We start from the raw sequence: 14,357 nt of genomic DNA, 5'->3' as shown, positions 1-14,357 counted from the left end.
CCCCCAGGAACCCCACCGCGTCACGTCTGTGTCACCCAACAGTCACCTAATCCAGTAATCGAGACGGCTCAGAGGCCGCGTTCCGGGTACCCGACCTCGATCGCGCTGACGTCGTCGAGCGCCGAGCGGATGGCGGGCGGGAGCGTGATCTCCTCGGCCGTGAGCGAACCGGTCAGCTGACCGGTGTCACGGGCCCCGACCACGGGCGCGACCACTCCGGGCCGGTCGCGGACCCAGGCCAGCGCGACGGCCAGCGGCGAGGTCCCGAGGCCGTCGGCGGCCGTCGCGACCGCCTGCACGATGCGGGCCGCGCGGTCGGTCCGGTGATGTTCGACATAGCCCGCGAAAACACTCGAGGCGCCGCGCGAATCGGCGGGCGTCCCGGTCCGGTACTTGCCGGTGAGTACACCCCGGCCGAGCGGCGCCCACGGCAGGAGCCCGATGCCGTGATGCTCCGCGGCGGGCACGACCTCGCGGTCGACCCCGCGCTCCAGCAGCGAGTATTCGACCTGCGTCGAGACCAGCGGGGCGACGGCGGAACTGCGGGCCGCGGCGGTCGCCAGCTGCCAGCCGGAGTAGTTGGAGACGCCGACGTAGCGGGCCTTCCCGCTGGTCACGGCGTAGTCGAGGGCGGCGAGGGTCTCGTGGACCGGCACGGTGGTGTCCCAGGCGTGCAGCTGCCAGAGATCGATGTGGTCGGTGCCGAGCCGGCGCAGCGACCCTTCGAGCGCGCTCAGCAGGGCACCGCGGGAGGCCCCGCCGCCGAACGGGCCGTCGGTGCGGCGGGCGACGGCCTTCGTGGCGAGCACGATGTCGTCGCGGGGGACGAGGTCGCCGAGCAGCGCGCCGAGGACGCGTTCGCTCTCGCCCTCGCCGTAGATGTCGGCGGTGTCGACCAGGGTGCCCCCGGCGTCGACGAACGCGACCAGCTGGCTGGCCGCCTCCTCCGAGTCGGTGTCGCCACCCCACGTCATGGTCCCGAGGGCCATCCGCGAGACCCGCAGTCCCGACCGGCCGAGCTGTCGCTTTTCCACGACGGGCGAGCCTAGCCGGAAGGCAAGTGCGGGACGCGGAGCAGGTCAGCGTGTCGTGATCGAGTACCACCGTGCGGGTCATCGGCTGTCAACACCCTGAACGGAGGCGTGCCGCCCCGATCGATACATTCACGCCGTGCGACTCGGACTGAACTTGGGCTATTGGGGCGCGGGAAACGACGCGGCCAACCTGGCATTGGCGAAGAAGGCGGACGAACTGGACTACGCGGTCGTCTGGGCCGCGGAGGCGTATGGCTCGGACGCGCCGACGGTGCTGTCGTGGGTGGCGGCGCAGACCTCACGGATCGACGTGGGCAGCGCGGTGCTGCAGATCCCGGCGCGGACCCCGGCGATGACCGCGATGACCGCCGCGACCCTGGACACGCTCTCGGGCGGCCGGTTCCGCCTCGGACTCGGTGTTTCCGGCCCGCAGGTCTCCGAAGGCTGGCACGGCGTGAAGTTCGCTTCGCCGCTCGGCCGGACCCGCGAATACGTCGAGATCGTCCGCAAGGCGCTGAGCCGCCAGCGGGTCAAGTACGAAGGCGACCACTTCCAGCTGCCCCTGCCCGGCGGGCCCGGCAAGGCACTGACCCTGACCGTGCACCCCGTGCGCGAAGAGATCCCCGTGTACCTGGCCGCCATCGGCCCGAAGAACCTCGAACTGACCGGCGAGCTCGCGAACGGCTGGCTGCCGGTGTTCTTCTCGCCCGAGCACGCCGGTGACCAGCTGAAGCTGATCCAGGCGGGAGCGGACAAGGCCGGGCGGTCCCTCGACGGCTTCGACGTCGTCCCCACCGTCCCGCTCGTGGTCGGTGACGACTGGAAGGCCTGCGCCGACGCGGTCCGCGGCTACGCGGCGCTGTACCTCGGCGGGATGGGCAGCCGGGAGAAGAACTTCTACAACCAGCTCGCCTGCCGGATGGGCTTCGCGAGCGAAGCGGCCGACGTCCAGCAGAAGTACCTGGGCAGGGACTACGAGGGCGCCATGGCGGCCGTCCCGCTCAAATTCATCGACGCGACGTCACTGCTGGGACCCAAGGAACGGATCGCCGAACGGATGCAGGCCTTCGCCGGGGCGGGCGTCACGACGCTGACCGTCGCGCCCTCCATGCCGGACCCCGAGAGCTCCGCACACGCTCTCGAGGTCGCCGCCGAAGCGATCGAACTGGCCGGTGTCGCCTGATGGGATGGTTCGAAGCACTGGTCCTCGGGCTCGTCCAGGGCCTCACGGAGTTCCTGCCGATCTCCTCCAGCGCGCACCTGCGGATCACCGCCGCGCTCGCCGGCTGGGACGACCCGGGCGCCGCGTTCACCGCGGTCACCCAGATCGGCACCGAGCTCGCGGTCATCCTGTACTTCTCGACCAAGATCGGGCAGATCCTCCGCGCGTGGTTCTTCTCGATCTACAAGAAGGAGTGGCGGCAGGACCCCGACGCCCGGCTGGGCTGGCTGATCATCGTCGGCTCGATGCCGATCGTGGTGCTGGGCCTGCTGCTGCAGGACGCCATCGACCAGACCTTCCGTGACCTGCGGATCACCGCGACCACGCTCATCGTGTTCGGCCTGATCCTCCTGGTGGCCGACCGCATCGGGAAGCAGCAGCGCACGCTCGACCACCTGACCGTGCCGCACGGCCTCGGCTTCGGGTTCGCGCAGGCGCTGGCGCTGATCCCTGGCGTCTCCCGCTCCGGTGGTACGACCAGCGCCGGACTGCTCCTCGGCTACACCCGCGCCGAGGCGGCGGAGTACTCGTTCCTGCTGGCCCTGCCGGCGGTGTTCGGATCGGGTCTGTACAAGCTGACCGACATCGGCAAGGACGGCGCCCCGGCCCAGTGGGGGCCGACGATCCTGGCGACGCTGGTCGCGTTCGGCGTCGGCTACGCGGTCATCGCCTGGCTGATGTCCTACATCAAGACCAAGAGCTTCGTGCCGTTCGTGATCTACCGGCTCGTGCTCGGTGTCCTGCTGTTCGTGCTGATCTTCGCCGGCGTCCTGGACCCCGGCGCGGGCCCGCACCTGTAAACCCTCGCATTTAGTCCTCTGGACGCGGTCCTTGCGTGTGCAAGTACCGCGTCCAGAGGACGAAACGCGTGAGCAGGCAAAGCGCCGGCACGTAGGGTGGGCCACGTGAGTACTGTGATCCTTCTGCGCCACGGCAAGTCCACGGCGAACGGTTCGGGCATCCTGGCCGGGCGCACGCCCAAGGTCGGCCTGGACGACACCGGCCGGGCACAGGCTGCCGCACTCGTCGAGCGCTTGGCGCCGGTCCCTCTTGCCGAGCTGGTGGTCTCGCCGATGCTCCGCTGCCGCCAGACGGTCGCGAAACTGGCCGAGGCACGCGGTCTGGACAAGGTCAAAGAGCCCGGTTTGTCCGAAGTGGACTACGGCGAATGGACCGGCCGCGCGCTCAAGGATCTGTTCGAGGAACCCCTGTGGCGGGTCGTGCAGGCGCATCCCTCGGCCGCGGTCTTCCCCGGCGGCGAAGGGCTCGCCGAGATGCAGGCCCGGTCGGTCGCGGCCGTCCGCGCGCACGATGCCCGGATCACCGCGAAGCACGGTGAGAACGCGGTCTGGCTTCTGTGCAGCCACGGCGACGTGATCAAGTCGATCCTCGCCGACGCGCTCGGCCAGCACCTCGACGCGTTCCAGCGGATCGTGGTCGATCCGGCGTCGGTTTCGGTCGTCCGCTACACCGAGACTCGTCCGTTCGTGTTGCGCGTCAACGACAACGGTGGCGACCTGGCCGGTATCTCCCCATCCGAACCCAAGGCCAAAGCCAAGCGTGGCAAGGGAAAACAGAGCTCCGACGCGGTGGTGGGCGGTACCACCGGAGCGTGACCATCGCCGACGGTGGCATCACCGCCACGGACGGCATCCACCGGCCCCTCACTGCCCGTAAGGTGGCCAGAACAGCAGATTCGACGACCCGGGAGCAACACCGATGATTTCGCAGGACAACCCGTTCGCCGCGCCGAGTGAGCTGCCCTACGCCCTTCCGCCGTTCGACCGGATCTCCGACGAGCACTTCCTGCCCGCCTTCGAAGCGGGCCTGGCCGAGCACGCCACCGAAATCGAGGAGATCGCCGGTTCGGCCGAGCCGCCGACCTTCGAGAACACCATCGCCGCGCTCGAGAGGTCCGGCAGGCTGCTGTCCCGCGTCTCCAGCGTGTTCTTCAACCTCGCCGGATCGAACGCGAACGACGAGATCCAGCGCGTGCAGGCCGAAATGGCCCCGCGACTGGCCGCGCACGCCGACGCCGTCAACCTGAACCCGGCGCTGTTCGCCCGGATCAACAGCCTGTTCGAGCGCAAGGACGAACTCGGCCTCGACGCCGAGTCGCTTCGCCTGCTGGAGCGGCACCACACCGACGTCCGCCGCGCCGGCGCCGGGCTTCCCGAAGCCGACCAGAAGCGCCTGCGCGAGCTGAACGAACAGCTGTCGACCCTGTCGACCCGCTTCCAGCAGAACCTGCTGAAGGACACCAACGAACTCGCCGTGGTCGTCGACGACGTCGCGGAACTCGCGGGACTGAGCCAGGACGAGATCGCCACGGCCGCCGAGACCGCGGGGGAGCAGGGCAAGTACGTCCTCAAACTGACCCTGCCGACAGCGCAGGCCTCGTTGGCCGCGTTGGAGGACCGCGCCCTGCGCGAGCGGATCTTCACCGCCTCGGTGTCCCGCGGCAACCGGGGCAACGAGTTCGACAACAACGACGTTGTGTCCCGGATGGTGCGGCTGCGCGCCGAGCGGGCCGCCGTGCTCGGCTTCCCCGACCACGCCTCGTACGTCATCGAAGACGAGACCGCGAAGACGGCCGCCGCCGCTGTCGGGCTCCTGGAACGTCTCGCGCCGGTCGCGGTCGCCAACGCCAAGGCGGAGGCCGAAGAGCTGCAGCGTTACCTCGAAGCCGACATCCCCGGCGCGATCCTGCGGCCGTGGGACTGGGCGTTCTACGCCGAGCGCGTCCGCAAGGACCGGTTCGAGGTCGACACAGCGGCGTTGCGCCCGTACTTTGAACTGAACCGGGTGCTGACCGACGGGGTCTTCTTCGCCGCGTCCAACCTGTACGGCTTGAGCTTCACCGAGCGGGAAGACCTGCCGAAGTACCACCCCGAGGTCCGGATCTTCGAGGTCTTCGACGCCGACGGCGCGGAGCTCGGCCTGTTCCTGCTCGACTACTACGCCCGCGACTCGAAGCGTGGCGGCGCCTGGATGAACAACTTCGTCGACCAGACGAAACTCCTGGGCACCAAGACGGTCGTGGTGAACGTGCTCAACGTCGCCAAGCCGCCGTCGGGCGAGCCGACCCTGCTGACCTTCGACGAGGTCGTCACCGCGTTCCACGAGTTCGGGCACGCGCTGCACTCGCTGCTTTCGGACGTCGAGTACCCGGCGTTCTCCGGCACCAACGTCCCGCGTGACTTCGTCGAGTACCCCTCGCAGGTCAACGAGATGTGGATGCTGTGGCCCGAGGTGCTGGCCAACTACGCCAAGCACCACGTGACCGGCGAGCCGCTGCCGCAGGAGCAGGTCGACAAGCTCCTGGCGTCGCAGCAGTACGGCGAAGGCTTCTCGACCACCGAGTACCTCGCGGCGTCCCTCCTCGACCAGGCGTGGCACCGGCTCGGCACCGAGGACCACGTCGAAGACGTCCAGCGGTTCGAGGCCGAGGCGCTGACCAAGGCCGGTGTCGCGCTGGAAGCCGCGCCGCCGCGCTACCGCACCACCTACTTCGCGCACATCTTCAGCGGCGGCTACAGCGCCGGGTACTACTCCTACATCTGGAGCGAGGTCCTCGACGCCGACACCGTCCAGTGGTTCCGCGAGAACGGCGGGCTCAGCAGGAAGAACGGCGACCACTTCCGCCGTGAACTGCTCGGACGCGGTGGCAGCATCGACCCGATGGCGGCCTTCCGCGCGTTCCGCGGCCGCGACCCGGAGATCGAGCCGCTGCTGAAGCGCCGCGGTCTCGCCGGGGCCTGATCCACCTGACGGTTCCCCCGCCCGGACACCCCAGTGCCCAGGCGGGGGAACCGCGATCAGGCGGGACGCCCGGCGAGTTCGGCGACGGCCGCGGCCACGTCGTCCACTTCCCGCTCGGTGTTGTAGTAGTGTGGGCTCAGCCGCAGGCACCAGTCGACGTCCTTGTCCCCGAAGTCGAACTGCGCGAACTCCCGGTAGCTGAGCGCCGAGTTGATCCTTCGGGCGTCCATCGCCTTTTGAAGGGGATGGCTTCCCAGTCCTTGAGCGAGAACGTCACCAGCGCGCCCAGCTTCGAACCCCTGTCGAGTACCGCGACGCCCGCGACGGAGGCCAGTCTGTCGCGCAGCCTCGCCGCGAGCACGGGGGTGCGCCGTGAGATCGCCTCCAGGCCGACCTCCTGGGCGTAACCTCGCGGCGGCGGCGCAGCCGAGCACCGTGGCGTAAGGGAATTCCCATTCTTCGAAGCGGGAAGCTGATTCCGCGGGTTCCACGCAGGAACTTGCGGCAGGTCGAGGTGAGCAGATCGGCGCCGATCTGCTCCACGTCGACGGGGTACTGGCCGACCGACTGGCAGGCGTCGACCAGGTACAGCAGCCCGAGTTCCCGGCAGTGCCGCCCGATCTCGGCGACCGGCTGGACCAGTCCCGAGTTGGTCGGGATGTGCGTGGCGGTGACCAGTTTCGGTCTCCGCGTACGCATCAGGGCCGCCATTGCCTCGACGTCGACACCGCCCTCCGGCACTTCGGGAGCGTGCACGACCTCGACGCCGAACCGCTTCCGCAGCGACAGGAACGCGATCTGGTTGGCGACGAAGTCGTTGCGGGTGGTGAGGACGACGTCGCCGGGCCCGAACCGGATCGAGGACAGCGCGGTGATTCCGTGCGGTTTTCAGTAGCACTACCATGGTCTTTCATGTCGGATAGTAGCACTTTCGCGCTCGCCCTCCAGTTGCGTTCCCTGGTCCGGGCAGCGGCGCCGGGGGACCGGTTGCCCAGCAGTCGTGAGCTCATCGAGCGCTATCGGGTCGGCCCGGTGACGGTCTCGCGGGCGATCGCCCTGCTGGCCGCCGAGGGCGCTGTCGTGACCCGTCCCGGGAGCGGGACTTATGTCGCGACGAAGCCAACGGCCGCGGGCGAACCGCTCGACACGGCCTGGCAGACGGTCGCGCTGACCGACCGCAGCGTCGACACCAGATCGCTCACCGGCACCCTCGGTTCGCCTCCGGACGGAGCGATCCTCCTCGACGGCGGCTATCCGCACCGATCCCTGCAGGCGACCCGGTTCCTGAGCGCGGGGCTCGCCCGAGCTGGCCGTCGTCCGGATGCCTGGGACCGCGCACCCGCCGCGGGGCTGGCCGCGCTCAGAGCGGTGTTCGCGGGTCCGGCCGGTGCGTCACCGGACGACGTCGTGATCACCGCCGGCGGGCAGAGCGGGCTGTCCATGGCGTTCCGGGCCGTCGCGGCGCCCGGAAGCCCGGTCCTCGTCGAATCGCCGACCTATCCGGGGGCGCTCGCCGCCGCGCGTGCCGCGGGACTCCGCCCGGTACCGGTCCCGATCGACGACGACGGGGTCCGCCCGGATCTGCTGGCCGAGGCGTTCGCGATGACCGGCGCCCGGCTCTTCTACTGTCAGCCCACCTTTCACAACCCGACCGGGACCGTGCTCGCGGCCGAGCGGCGCACTCAAGTGCTGGAGGTGGCGCGGGCGGCGGGAGCGTTCGTGCTGGAGGACGACTTCGCCCGCCACTTGTCACACGGGGCGACGGCGCCGCGCCCGCTGATCACGGACGATCACGACGGCACGGTCGTCCACCTGACCTCGGTGACCAAAGCCGCCGCGCCGAGCCTTCGGATCGGCGCGCTGATCGCGCGAGGACCGGTCCTCGACCGGATGAAGGCGATCCGGCGGGTCGACGACCTCTTCGTCACCCGCCCGCTGCAGGAGACGGCCCTCGAACTGCTCAGCGCGCCGTCCTGGGAACGTCACGTCCGGAAGCTGGGCACGGAACTGCGGGAACGGTGCGGAAAAGCGGCCGCCGCGCTGGCGCGAGAATGTCCTGAATGGACTGTCGCGCGCCTTCCCTCAGGGGGACTGCACCTGTGGGTGCGGCTACCGGTGGGGAGCGACGCGAACGCGCTCGCCCGCGCCGCGCGAGACCGGGGAGTGGTCGTCGGGGCGGGGGAGCGGTTCTTCGCCACCGAGCCCGCCGGACCGTTCCTGCGGCTGGGCTTCGCCGCCGCGGCCGACGTCACCGAACTCGTCGAAGGCATCCGGCGACTCGGGCAGTGTCCATGAAGACAGATGTATAACGACCTATACGGCGGGGTCAGGTCAAAACGGTTTCAAGCGCCAGGTAAACACCGCCACCGAGGACGACACCCGCAACCGTCCCGGCCGTGACTTCGGCCCTGGTGTGGTCGCCGAGTTCGACGCGGGACCAGCAAACCCAGCCGACGCCGAGGAAGACCAGCGCGAGCCAGGGGCCGTAGACGCGGATCAGCATCACGGCCGCGCCCGCCGCCACCATCGCGTGCATCGAGATCTTGAACTTCCACCCGAAGGTGATCGCGAGCGCCGCGACCAGGCAGACGAGTTCGGCGGCCGCCAGCGCGATCATCTCGTGCGGAGCGCCACCGGCGATCAGGATGACGAATCCGGCGGCCAGCGAACCGATGCAGACCGCGAACGGGACCAGGCGCCCGGCCCGATCGGTGACATGGTGGCTGTCCCACTTGCCTTTCTTGGCGCCCCGCACGATCACCGCCATCGGGATCAGCGAGCCGGTGACGCCGACGATCAGGCCCCAGAGCAGGGTCTCGCCGACGTGGAAGCCGGTGACCTTCCAGGCGACGACCAGCGGCAGGCCGAGCACCCACACCCACGGCGCGAGCACCTCGGTCGCGATCCGCGCGAGCCGTCGGCGGATCCCGGGTGCTTCCGTGGACTGGGTCGGCATGGCGCGTGGTCTCCTCGGTGATCGGGGCCTGAGCGGCTCCTGCCGGGCGCATGCCCGGCAGGAGCGGTGATCATCGTTCCAGACCCCGGCGCCCGGCCCGCGCGAGGATGTCGGCGCCCGCCGGATCGGCTCGGACGGCCTCGTCGAAGGTCTCCTTGGGCAGCACGGTGTTCGCGGCCACGGTCACCGTCTTGGGCGGGTCGTCGTAACCGTCGGGCCGGACATCCCAGAAGTTGCCCACGAAGGCGACGTTCTCCATCGGCGGACCCACCTGGAGCACGATCGGGGTGTCGGCGCGGTGGACGATGTTGCCGATGACGGTGATCCAAGCCGCGCCGTAGTCGGTGTAGAGACCGAAGTTGTACGAGGTGAGGACGTCGCGGATCACGTTTCCGCGCACCGTCGCCCCGCCGGCGAACGACGAACCCTGTGGTGCCGAGAGGTAGATCCCGCCGCCGTCCATCAGCTTCCCCATGCTGCGTTCGACGAGGTTCGAGAGCACGTGGGTGCCGTTGGCCCGCCCGCCGCCGGTGATCACGATACCGTTGTGCGGGACGTCGCGGATCTCGTTGTGGGCCACGGTCGTCTCTTCGGACTCGACCACGAGGACGGCGGACGAGCCGCGGTACTCGGTGCCGATGTCGTGGACGAGGTTGTCTTCGAGCGAGACCCGGGTGCCCGTGTGGACGGCGATCCCGCTGCCCGAGATCTCGTCGAAGACGCATCTCCGGATCTCGACGTCGGTGCTGTCCTCGATCAGCAGTCCGCCCGCGCCGAGGCGGGTGAAGTGGTTGTCCCGCAGGGTGACCCGGCTGACCGAGGTGAGGCTGACGTTGGCGGGCAACTGCACCGGGCTGGCCGGGACATGGACGTAGCCGACGTCCGCGCCCATGTCGATCTTCTGGAACTCGCCCCGCTCGTAGCGGGCGTTGCCGTGATAGTGCAGGTAGCCGCCGGTTCGGGTGGGTCCCGACCAGGCCGCGTCGGCGAAGGTGAAGCCGCGCAGCACGAGGTCGTGCACGCCCTGTCCGCTGATGAGCGTTTCGAGTACCGGGGCGACGACCATGGTCTTGCCGATTTCCTCGCCAGGGCGCGGGCGGTAGTGCAGGACGTGGTCGCCCGGCTCGACGCGGCTGACGGCGAAGGTGCCTGGCTCGCTGAGGAAGGCGACGTTGTTCTCGACCACCGAAGGCGCGGTGAGACCGTCCCAGGTCCCGTCTCCGCCGGCGCCGTACCACTTCGAGTCGTAAAGGGACTTGGCGTTGTCGAAGGCCGGCTGCGCCATGGTGATGGAGGTCGAGGAGCCGTCGCCGGAGATCGACGCGACCGCGAGCCGGGCTTCGGACCACGGATAGACGCCGGGGTAGACGAACTCCAGCCCGGACGGATCCGGCCAAGATTGAGGCTCCGCGCTGTCTGTGACGTAACCAGTTACTGTTTTCGTCACGTTCCCGGGTAGTCCGGTCACTCGGGCCGCCCGTGCCGCAGGGCTGCCGTCGACGGTGAGCCGCCGAGGTGCCAGGTCGCCGATCGATGCCGTCCAGACGCCGTCGTCGCCCACTGACCAGCCGCTGATCCCACGGCCGCCGCTCAATTCGACTCTCGCCTGGCCGGCCGTTCCGTAGTCGTGCGCCTGGTAGATCACCCGGAAGCCGTTCGCGCCGGAATCCGCCTCGTCGAAAACAAGAGGTTCTTCAAGGCGGTGGACGCCGGTCGTGAAGGTGACGACGATGTCGCCGGTCATCCCGCCGGCGACGGCGCGGACGGCGTCCTGTGCCGCTTTCGGGGTGCTGAAGGGCTGGTCGGCGGTCCCAGGCCAGTCGTCCCGGCCGTCGGGGGACACGAAGAACCTGATTTCAGGCATGCTGAAGCGCTCCTGTAGATGGTTTATTAGATATACTGAGGTTTATCAGCTAAACACGTGAGAGTGACGAGCGTCAAGGGGGTAGTGGTGGCGGAAGACGACGCGCAGCCGGATCCGGAGCGCGCGATCGAACTGCTGTGGGGAGCGCCCGAGCCGGATCGGCCCGGGCTGAGCCTCGGCCGCATCGTCACGGCGGCGATCGAGGTCGCGGACGCCGAAGGGCTCGCCGCCCTGTCGATGCGCAAGGTCGCGGAGCGGTTCGGTACCACCACGATGTCGCTGTACCGGTACGTTCCCGGCAAGGCTGAACTGGTGGAACTCATGCGCGACGCCGTGTACGGCGAGTTCCCGATGGAACCTTCGGACGGGCTCGGCTGGCGGACGGGCCTGGAACGCTGGGCGCGGCGGGCGTGGGAGCTGCACCGTCGGCACCCGTGGGTGGTCCACAGTGCCGGGACTCGTCGCCTGCCTGGGCCGAACATCATGGCCGGGTACGACCACGCGCTGGATGTGGCGTCACGGAGCGGCCTGGCGCCGGCGCAGGTGATCGCGGTGGTGAACCTGGTGGGCGGATTCGTCGAGTCTGTCGCCCGTCAGGCGGGCGAGACCGCGGAACTTCAGCGGCGCACGGGCGTGTCTCACGAGAGCTGGTGGAGTGAGCGCGAGTCCCTGTTCGAGCGCCTTGACCGCTATCCAGCGCTGGATGCGCTTTGGCGGGGCGGGGGGATGGACGCGCCGCTCGATCCCTTCGAATTCGGGCTGCAGCGCACCCTGGACGGCGTGCAGGCGCTCATCGAAAGCCAGGGGAGTGAGGTAATGCGTGACGAAACCGAGGCAGGGGAGTGCGTCATCTGCGGCAAGCCGCTGGACGGGGGAGGGCGGGGCAGGCCTCGGGACTACTGCTCACGAGCTTGCCAGCAACGCGCCTATCGCCAACGCCAGGCTCAACCCTGAAGCTCGAACTGCGGAGTGTTCGCTCCGGCCATCACCCGATTGCCGGAGCGGACCACCTTGTGTCAGGGGAGGTATCAGGGGAGCAGGTGGTCGAACTCGCCGTTCTTCGCGCCGAGGACGAAGGCTCGGATCTCGTGCGGTTCGAAGACGAGGACAGGGCTGGCGTCGCCGAGCTTCGAGTCTCGCACTCCCACGTAACCGGCTACCGAGTCATTGACCTCGACGCAGCCGCTTGCGCCGCCGCTGTAGCTCGACTTCCACCAGCCTGAAAGGCCGAGGAGGGTGGGACGGGTGGTGTCATTGTTCATTGAGTTCCCTTGCCAAGTTTTGAATGAAAGTCCGTGTCCGTCCCGGATTCTCCGCTTGAGCTTGAAGGCGCTCAAATGTATTGCGGAATCGACGCAGGTCTTCTTTGTCGTCGTAATAGAGGCCTTCTCGTCGGTTTTCGACGTACACGGTTCCGGGGTCGCCGCTGAATTCAGGCGGGTAGTCCAAAAGCACGAACATCCCGTCCGAGGCGCCATGGGCGCCCGCGGTGAAAGGAAGCACCTGGATGTCTATGTTCGATCGCTCGGACAGATCCATCAGGTGCAGCAGCTGATCATGCATCACTGCCGGTCCGCCGACCTGGCGGTGGAGGACGCTCTCGTCCAGAATCGACCATATCTGCGGCGTGTCGCCGGGGCGATCGAGTATTTCCTGTCGCGCCATTCTCAGGTCGACCATGGTTTCGAGTTCGGCCTTGTTGTCCCATCGACGGCCTTCTCGCATGATCGCGAGAGCATAGTCGCGGGTCTGGAACAGGCCGGGTAGTACGACCATGTCCACGGTACTGATCCGGGCGGCGCCGGTTTCCAGGCCGAGATACAGGTTGAACCAGTCGAACACCCCGTGGTCGAAATTGATCCACCAGTCGCGGCCGCGTTTCGCTCGCTTGGTCAGGTCGAGGAAACGCGGTGCCCGTTCGGGCACTCCGTAAAAATCGAGCAGGATTTCCAGGTCGGCGGGCGCGGGCAGGTTGCGCGAAGTCTCGATGTGCGCGATGACCGTCGTCGCCTTGCCGATGCGCTCGGCCGCGGCGGCGCGGTCGTAGCCTGCCGCTTCCCTCAGGCGCTTCATCTCGAGCGCGATCCAGCGCTTGATGGCGGTGGGGGTCAGTGTGCCCACGAAGTCACCACCTCTTCACTGTCTTGCTACGGAGGGTGATCCCAGCATCACCCGCATGGCCCTGCGGAAGCATGTAGACGACTTGCAATGTATCGCTCTACATTTGAGGTGTCCACAACGGGGCACTCTACATTGTGGAGATGCTTCCGTCGGTAAGCGGGTCGGCGCGTCCGGTTCGTTCCCGGCGTGGTCGGGGGAAAGGAGGTGACCGTGATGATCGAGATCGTGATGGTGGAGCGTACCGACGCGATTCGCCACGTTTACAGCGGAGACAACGGTTGACCTTGGGAGGGGTTCGGCGTGCGTCCACGAATCAAAGATGAGCATCGTCCGGTCCGGTTCGGTGACGGCTGGATCCGGATCGGCGGGGAGGTGTTCGGCATCGCCGCCGAGTTGAGGGACCGGGACGGCGCTGTGTGGGCGTTACTGGACCTTCTCGACGGCACGCGAACGATGAGCCAGGTCGTCGCGGACCTGGCTCATCGGTTCCCTGCCTCGTGTCCCGACGAGGTCACCGCCGCCATCGAGACGCTGGCCGAGCACGGGTATGTCGAGAACGCCGACGAGCCGACGTGTGCCGCGTTGACCGCGCGACAACTCGAGCGTCACTCGAGAAGCCGGTCGCTGTACCGGTGGATCGATCTGACGCGAAGAAGTTCGAGCTGGGACTTCCAGGTGTCGTTGGCTCAGGCGCGGGTGGTGTTGGTCGGCGTGGGTGGCGTCGGGTGCACGGCCGCCCTGAGCCTCGTCATGTCAGGGGTGGGACGGTTGCACTGCGTCGAACCGGACGTGGTCGAACTGTCCAACCTCGGTCGCCAGATTCTCTACACCGAGCAGCATCTGGGGCTGCCGAAGGTGTACGCGGCGGTGGACAGGTTGCGCGCGGCCAACTCGGACGTCGAAGTCACCGGGGAGCCGACGCGGATCGGGGACGTGGCGTCCCTGCGGAGACTGGCCGCCGACTGCGATGTCCTGATCATGACCGCCGATCGCCCGTCGGAGATCCGGACCTGGACGAACCAGGCGTGCGCCTCGACAGGCACGCCTTGGGTGTACGGGGGATACCACGGCCCACAGGTCAATCTGGGCGTCTACCGCCCCGGAGCCGGGCCGTGCTACGAGTGTGCCCGCCTCACCGAGCAGGATCGTGACGCCGAGCGGCCACCGCTGGCGACTTGGCGACCCGCCGCGAACATCCCGGAGCACGCGGCGAACGCGGTGACGGCCGGTGTCGCGGGCAATCTGGTCGCGCACGCGGTGATGTGCCTGATCACGAACGCGCCCAAGCTCGCGTTGAACTGTCAGTACGGCTTCAGCCTCGCCACCATGGACCACAGTTTCGTCACCAGCCTGGAGCAGCCACACGCGGAGTGCCGGACGTGCCGTACCGCGGTGTGA

Annotated in this window: 14 protein-coding genes; 7 read left to right on the top strand and 7 right to left on the bottom strand. The window is 68.4% G+C overall.

Going from position 1 to position 14,357, the window contains the following annotated elements; all coding sequences use genetic code 11:
- Positions 1–68: 68 nt before the first annotated feature.
- Positions 69–1,034 carry an aldo/keto reductase gene (locus ACFOSH_RS23775; RefSeq protein WP_378241248.1) on the bottom strand — a complete coding sequence of 322 codons (966 nt, stop codon included), beginning with the start codon at positions 1,032–1,034 and terminating at the stop codon, positions 69–71.
- Positions 1,035–1,170: 136 nt separating this feature from the next.
- On the opposite strand from ACFOSH_RS23775, the gene ACFOSH_RS23770 reads away from it, so the two are divergent.
- The 4 genes from ACFOSH_RS23770 to ACFOSH_RS23755 all read left to right on the top strand — a co-directional run bounded on the left by ACFOSH_RS23770 (position 1,171) and on the right by ACFOSH_RS23755 (position 6,018).
- Complete coding sequence (locus tag ACFOSH_RS23770) at positions 1,171–2,217, top strand: LLM class F420-dependent oxidoreductase (protein ID WP_378241247.1); 1,047 nt, start codon at positions 1,171–1,173, stop codon at positions 2,215–2,217.
- A complete protein-coding gene (locus ACFOSH_RS23765) occupies positions 2,217–3,056 on the top strand; it encodes an undecaprenyl-diphosphate phosphatase (RefSeq protein ID WP_378241246.1) in 840 nt (279 codons plus the stop codon). The genes ACFOSH_RS23770 and ACFOSH_RS23765 overlap by 1 nt, the downstream gene beginning before the upstream one ends.
- 105 nt (positions 3,057–3,161) lie before the next feature.
- Positions 3,162–3,872, top strand: a complete 711-nt coding sequence (locus tag ACFOSH_RS23760) for a histidine phosphatase family protein (protein WP_378241245.1) — start codon at positions 3,162–3,164, stop codon at positions 3,870–3,872.
- A gap of 103 nt (positions 3,873–3,975) precedes the next feature.
- Positions 3,976–6,018, top strand: coding sequence for a M3 family metallopeptidase (locus tag ACFOSH_RS23755; protein WP_378241244.1), 2,043 nt, complete (start codon positions 3,976–3,978; stop codon positions 6,016–6,018).
- 56 nt (positions 6,019–6,074) lie between these two features.
- On the opposite strand, the gene ACFOSH_RS23750 is transcribed toward ACFOSH_RS23755, so the two are convergent.
- Positions 6,075–6,248: a hypothetical protein gene (locus ACFOSH_RS23750; RefSeq protein ID WP_378241243.1), complete on the bottom strand. Its 174-nt coding sequence runs from the start codon at positions 6,246–6,248 to the stop codon at positions 6,075–6,077.
- 43 nt (positions 6,249–6,291) lie between these two features.
- Positions 6,292–6,816, bottom strand: a complete 525-nt coding sequence (locus ACFOSH_RS23745; RefSeq protein WP_378241332.1) for an aminotransferase class V-fold PLP-dependent enzyme — start codon at positions 6,814–6,816, stop codon at positions 6,292–6,294.
- 114 nt (positions 6,817–6,930) lie between these two features.
- Between ACFOSH_RS23745 and ACFOSH_RS23740 the strand changes: the two genes are divergently transcribed.
- Positions 6,931–8,313: an aminotransferase-like domain-containing protein gene (locus tag ACFOSH_RS23740; RefSeq protein WP_378241242.1), complete on the top strand. Its 1,383-nt coding sequence runs from the start codon at positions 6,931–6,933 to the stop codon at positions 8,311–8,313.
- Between the two features lie 31 nt (positions 8,314–8,344).
- On the opposite strand, the gene ACFOSH_RS23735 is transcribed toward ACFOSH_RS23740, so the two are convergent.
- On the bottom strand, positions 8,345–8,974 hold the full coding sequence (locus ACFOSH_RS23735; protein ID WP_378241241.1) for a hypothetical protein: 630 nt from the start codon (positions 8,972–8,974) through the stop codon (positions 8,345–8,347).
- 70 nt (positions 8,975–9,044) lie between these two features.
- Complete coding sequence (locus tag ACFOSH_RS23730) at positions 9,045–10,838, bottom strand: right-handed parallel beta-helix repeat-containing protein (RefSeq protein WP_378241240.1); 1,794 nt, start codon at positions 10,836–10,838, stop codon at positions 9,045–9,047.
- A gap of 63 nt (positions 10,839–10,901) precedes the next feature.
- On the opposite strand from ACFOSH_RS23730, the gene ACFOSH_RS23725 reads away from it, so the two are divergent.
- Complete coding sequence (locus tag ACFOSH_RS23725; RefSeq protein ID WP_378241239.1) at positions 10,902–11,792, top strand: TetR/AcrR family transcriptional regulator; 891 nt, start codon at positions 10,902–10,904, stop codon at positions 11,790–11,792.
- A 74-nt stretch (positions 11,793–11,866) separates the two neighbouring features.
- Here ACFOSH_RS23725 and ACFOSH_RS23720 read toward each other — a convergent pair whose 3' ends face one another.
- Together ACFOSH_RS23720 and ACFOSH_RS23715 are read right to left on the bottom strand one after the other, a co-directional pair.
- Positions 11,867–12,100: a DUF397 domain-containing protein gene (locus tag ACFOSH_RS23720; protein WP_378241238.1), complete on the bottom strand. Its 234-nt coding sequence runs from the start codon at positions 12,098–12,100 to the stop codon at positions 11,867–11,869.
- Positions 12,090–12,959 (bottom strand): DUF5753 domain-containing protein, encoded by an 870-nt coding sequence (locus tag ACFOSH_RS23715; protein WP_378241237.1) that lies wholly within the window; start codon positions 12,957–12,959, stop codon positions 12,090–12,092. Before ACFOSH_RS23715 ends, ACFOSH_RS23720 begins: the two co-directional genes overlap by 11 nt.
- A 300-nt stretch (positions 12,960–13,259) precedes the next feature.
- Here ACFOSH_RS23715 and ACFOSH_RS23710 point away from each other — a divergent pair, with 300 nt between their 5' ends.
- Positions 13,260–14,357: a ThiF family adenylyltransferase gene (locus ACFOSH_RS23710; RefSeq protein ID WP_378241236.1), complete on the top strand. Its 1,098-nt coding sequence runs from the start codon at positions 13,260–13,262 to the stop codon at positions 14,355–14,357.

Origin of the sequence: Amycolatopsis speibonae (genome assembly GCF_042647925.1) — a bacterium.
Classification (GTDB): domain Bacteria; phylum Actinomycetota; class Actinomycetes; order Mycobacteriales; family Pseudonocardiaceae; genus Amycolatopsis; species Amycolatopsis speibonae.
This window is presented reverse-complemented; position numbering and strand designations above follow the sequence as displayed.

Excerpts from the sequence above, each read along its gene's own strand:
- ACFOSH_RS23765 (WP_378241246.1), top strand. The coding sequence starts at position 2,217 with ATGGGATGGTTCGAAGCACTGGTCCTCGGGCTCGTCCAGGGCCTCACG.
- ACFOSH_RS23755 (WP_378241244.1), top strand. The coding sequence starts at position 3,976 with ATGATTTCGCAGGACAACCCGTTCGCCGCGCCGAGTGAGCTGCCCTAC.
- ACFOSH_RS23750 (WP_378241243.1), bottom strand. The coding sequence starts at position 6,248 with ATGGACGCCCGAAGGATCAACTCGGCGCTCAGCTACCGGGAGTTCGCG.
- ACFOSH_RS23740 (WP_378241242.1), top strand. The coding sequence starts at position 6,931 with ATGTCGGATAGTAGCACTTTCGCGCTCGCCCTCCAGTTGCGTTCCCTG.
- ACFOSH_RS23735 (WP_378241241.1), bottom strand. The coding sequence starts at position 8,974 with ATGCCGACCCAGTCCACGGAAGCACCCGGGATCCGCCGACGGCTCGCG.
- ACFOSH_RS23730 (WP_378241240.1), bottom strand. The coding sequence starts at position 10,838 with ATGCCTGAAATCAGGTTCTTCGTGTCCCCCGACGGCCGGGACGACTGG.
- ACFOSH_RS23720 (WP_378241238.1), bottom strand. The coding sequence starts at position 12,100 with ATGAACAATGACACCACCCGTCCCACCCTCCTCGGCCTTTCAGGCTGG.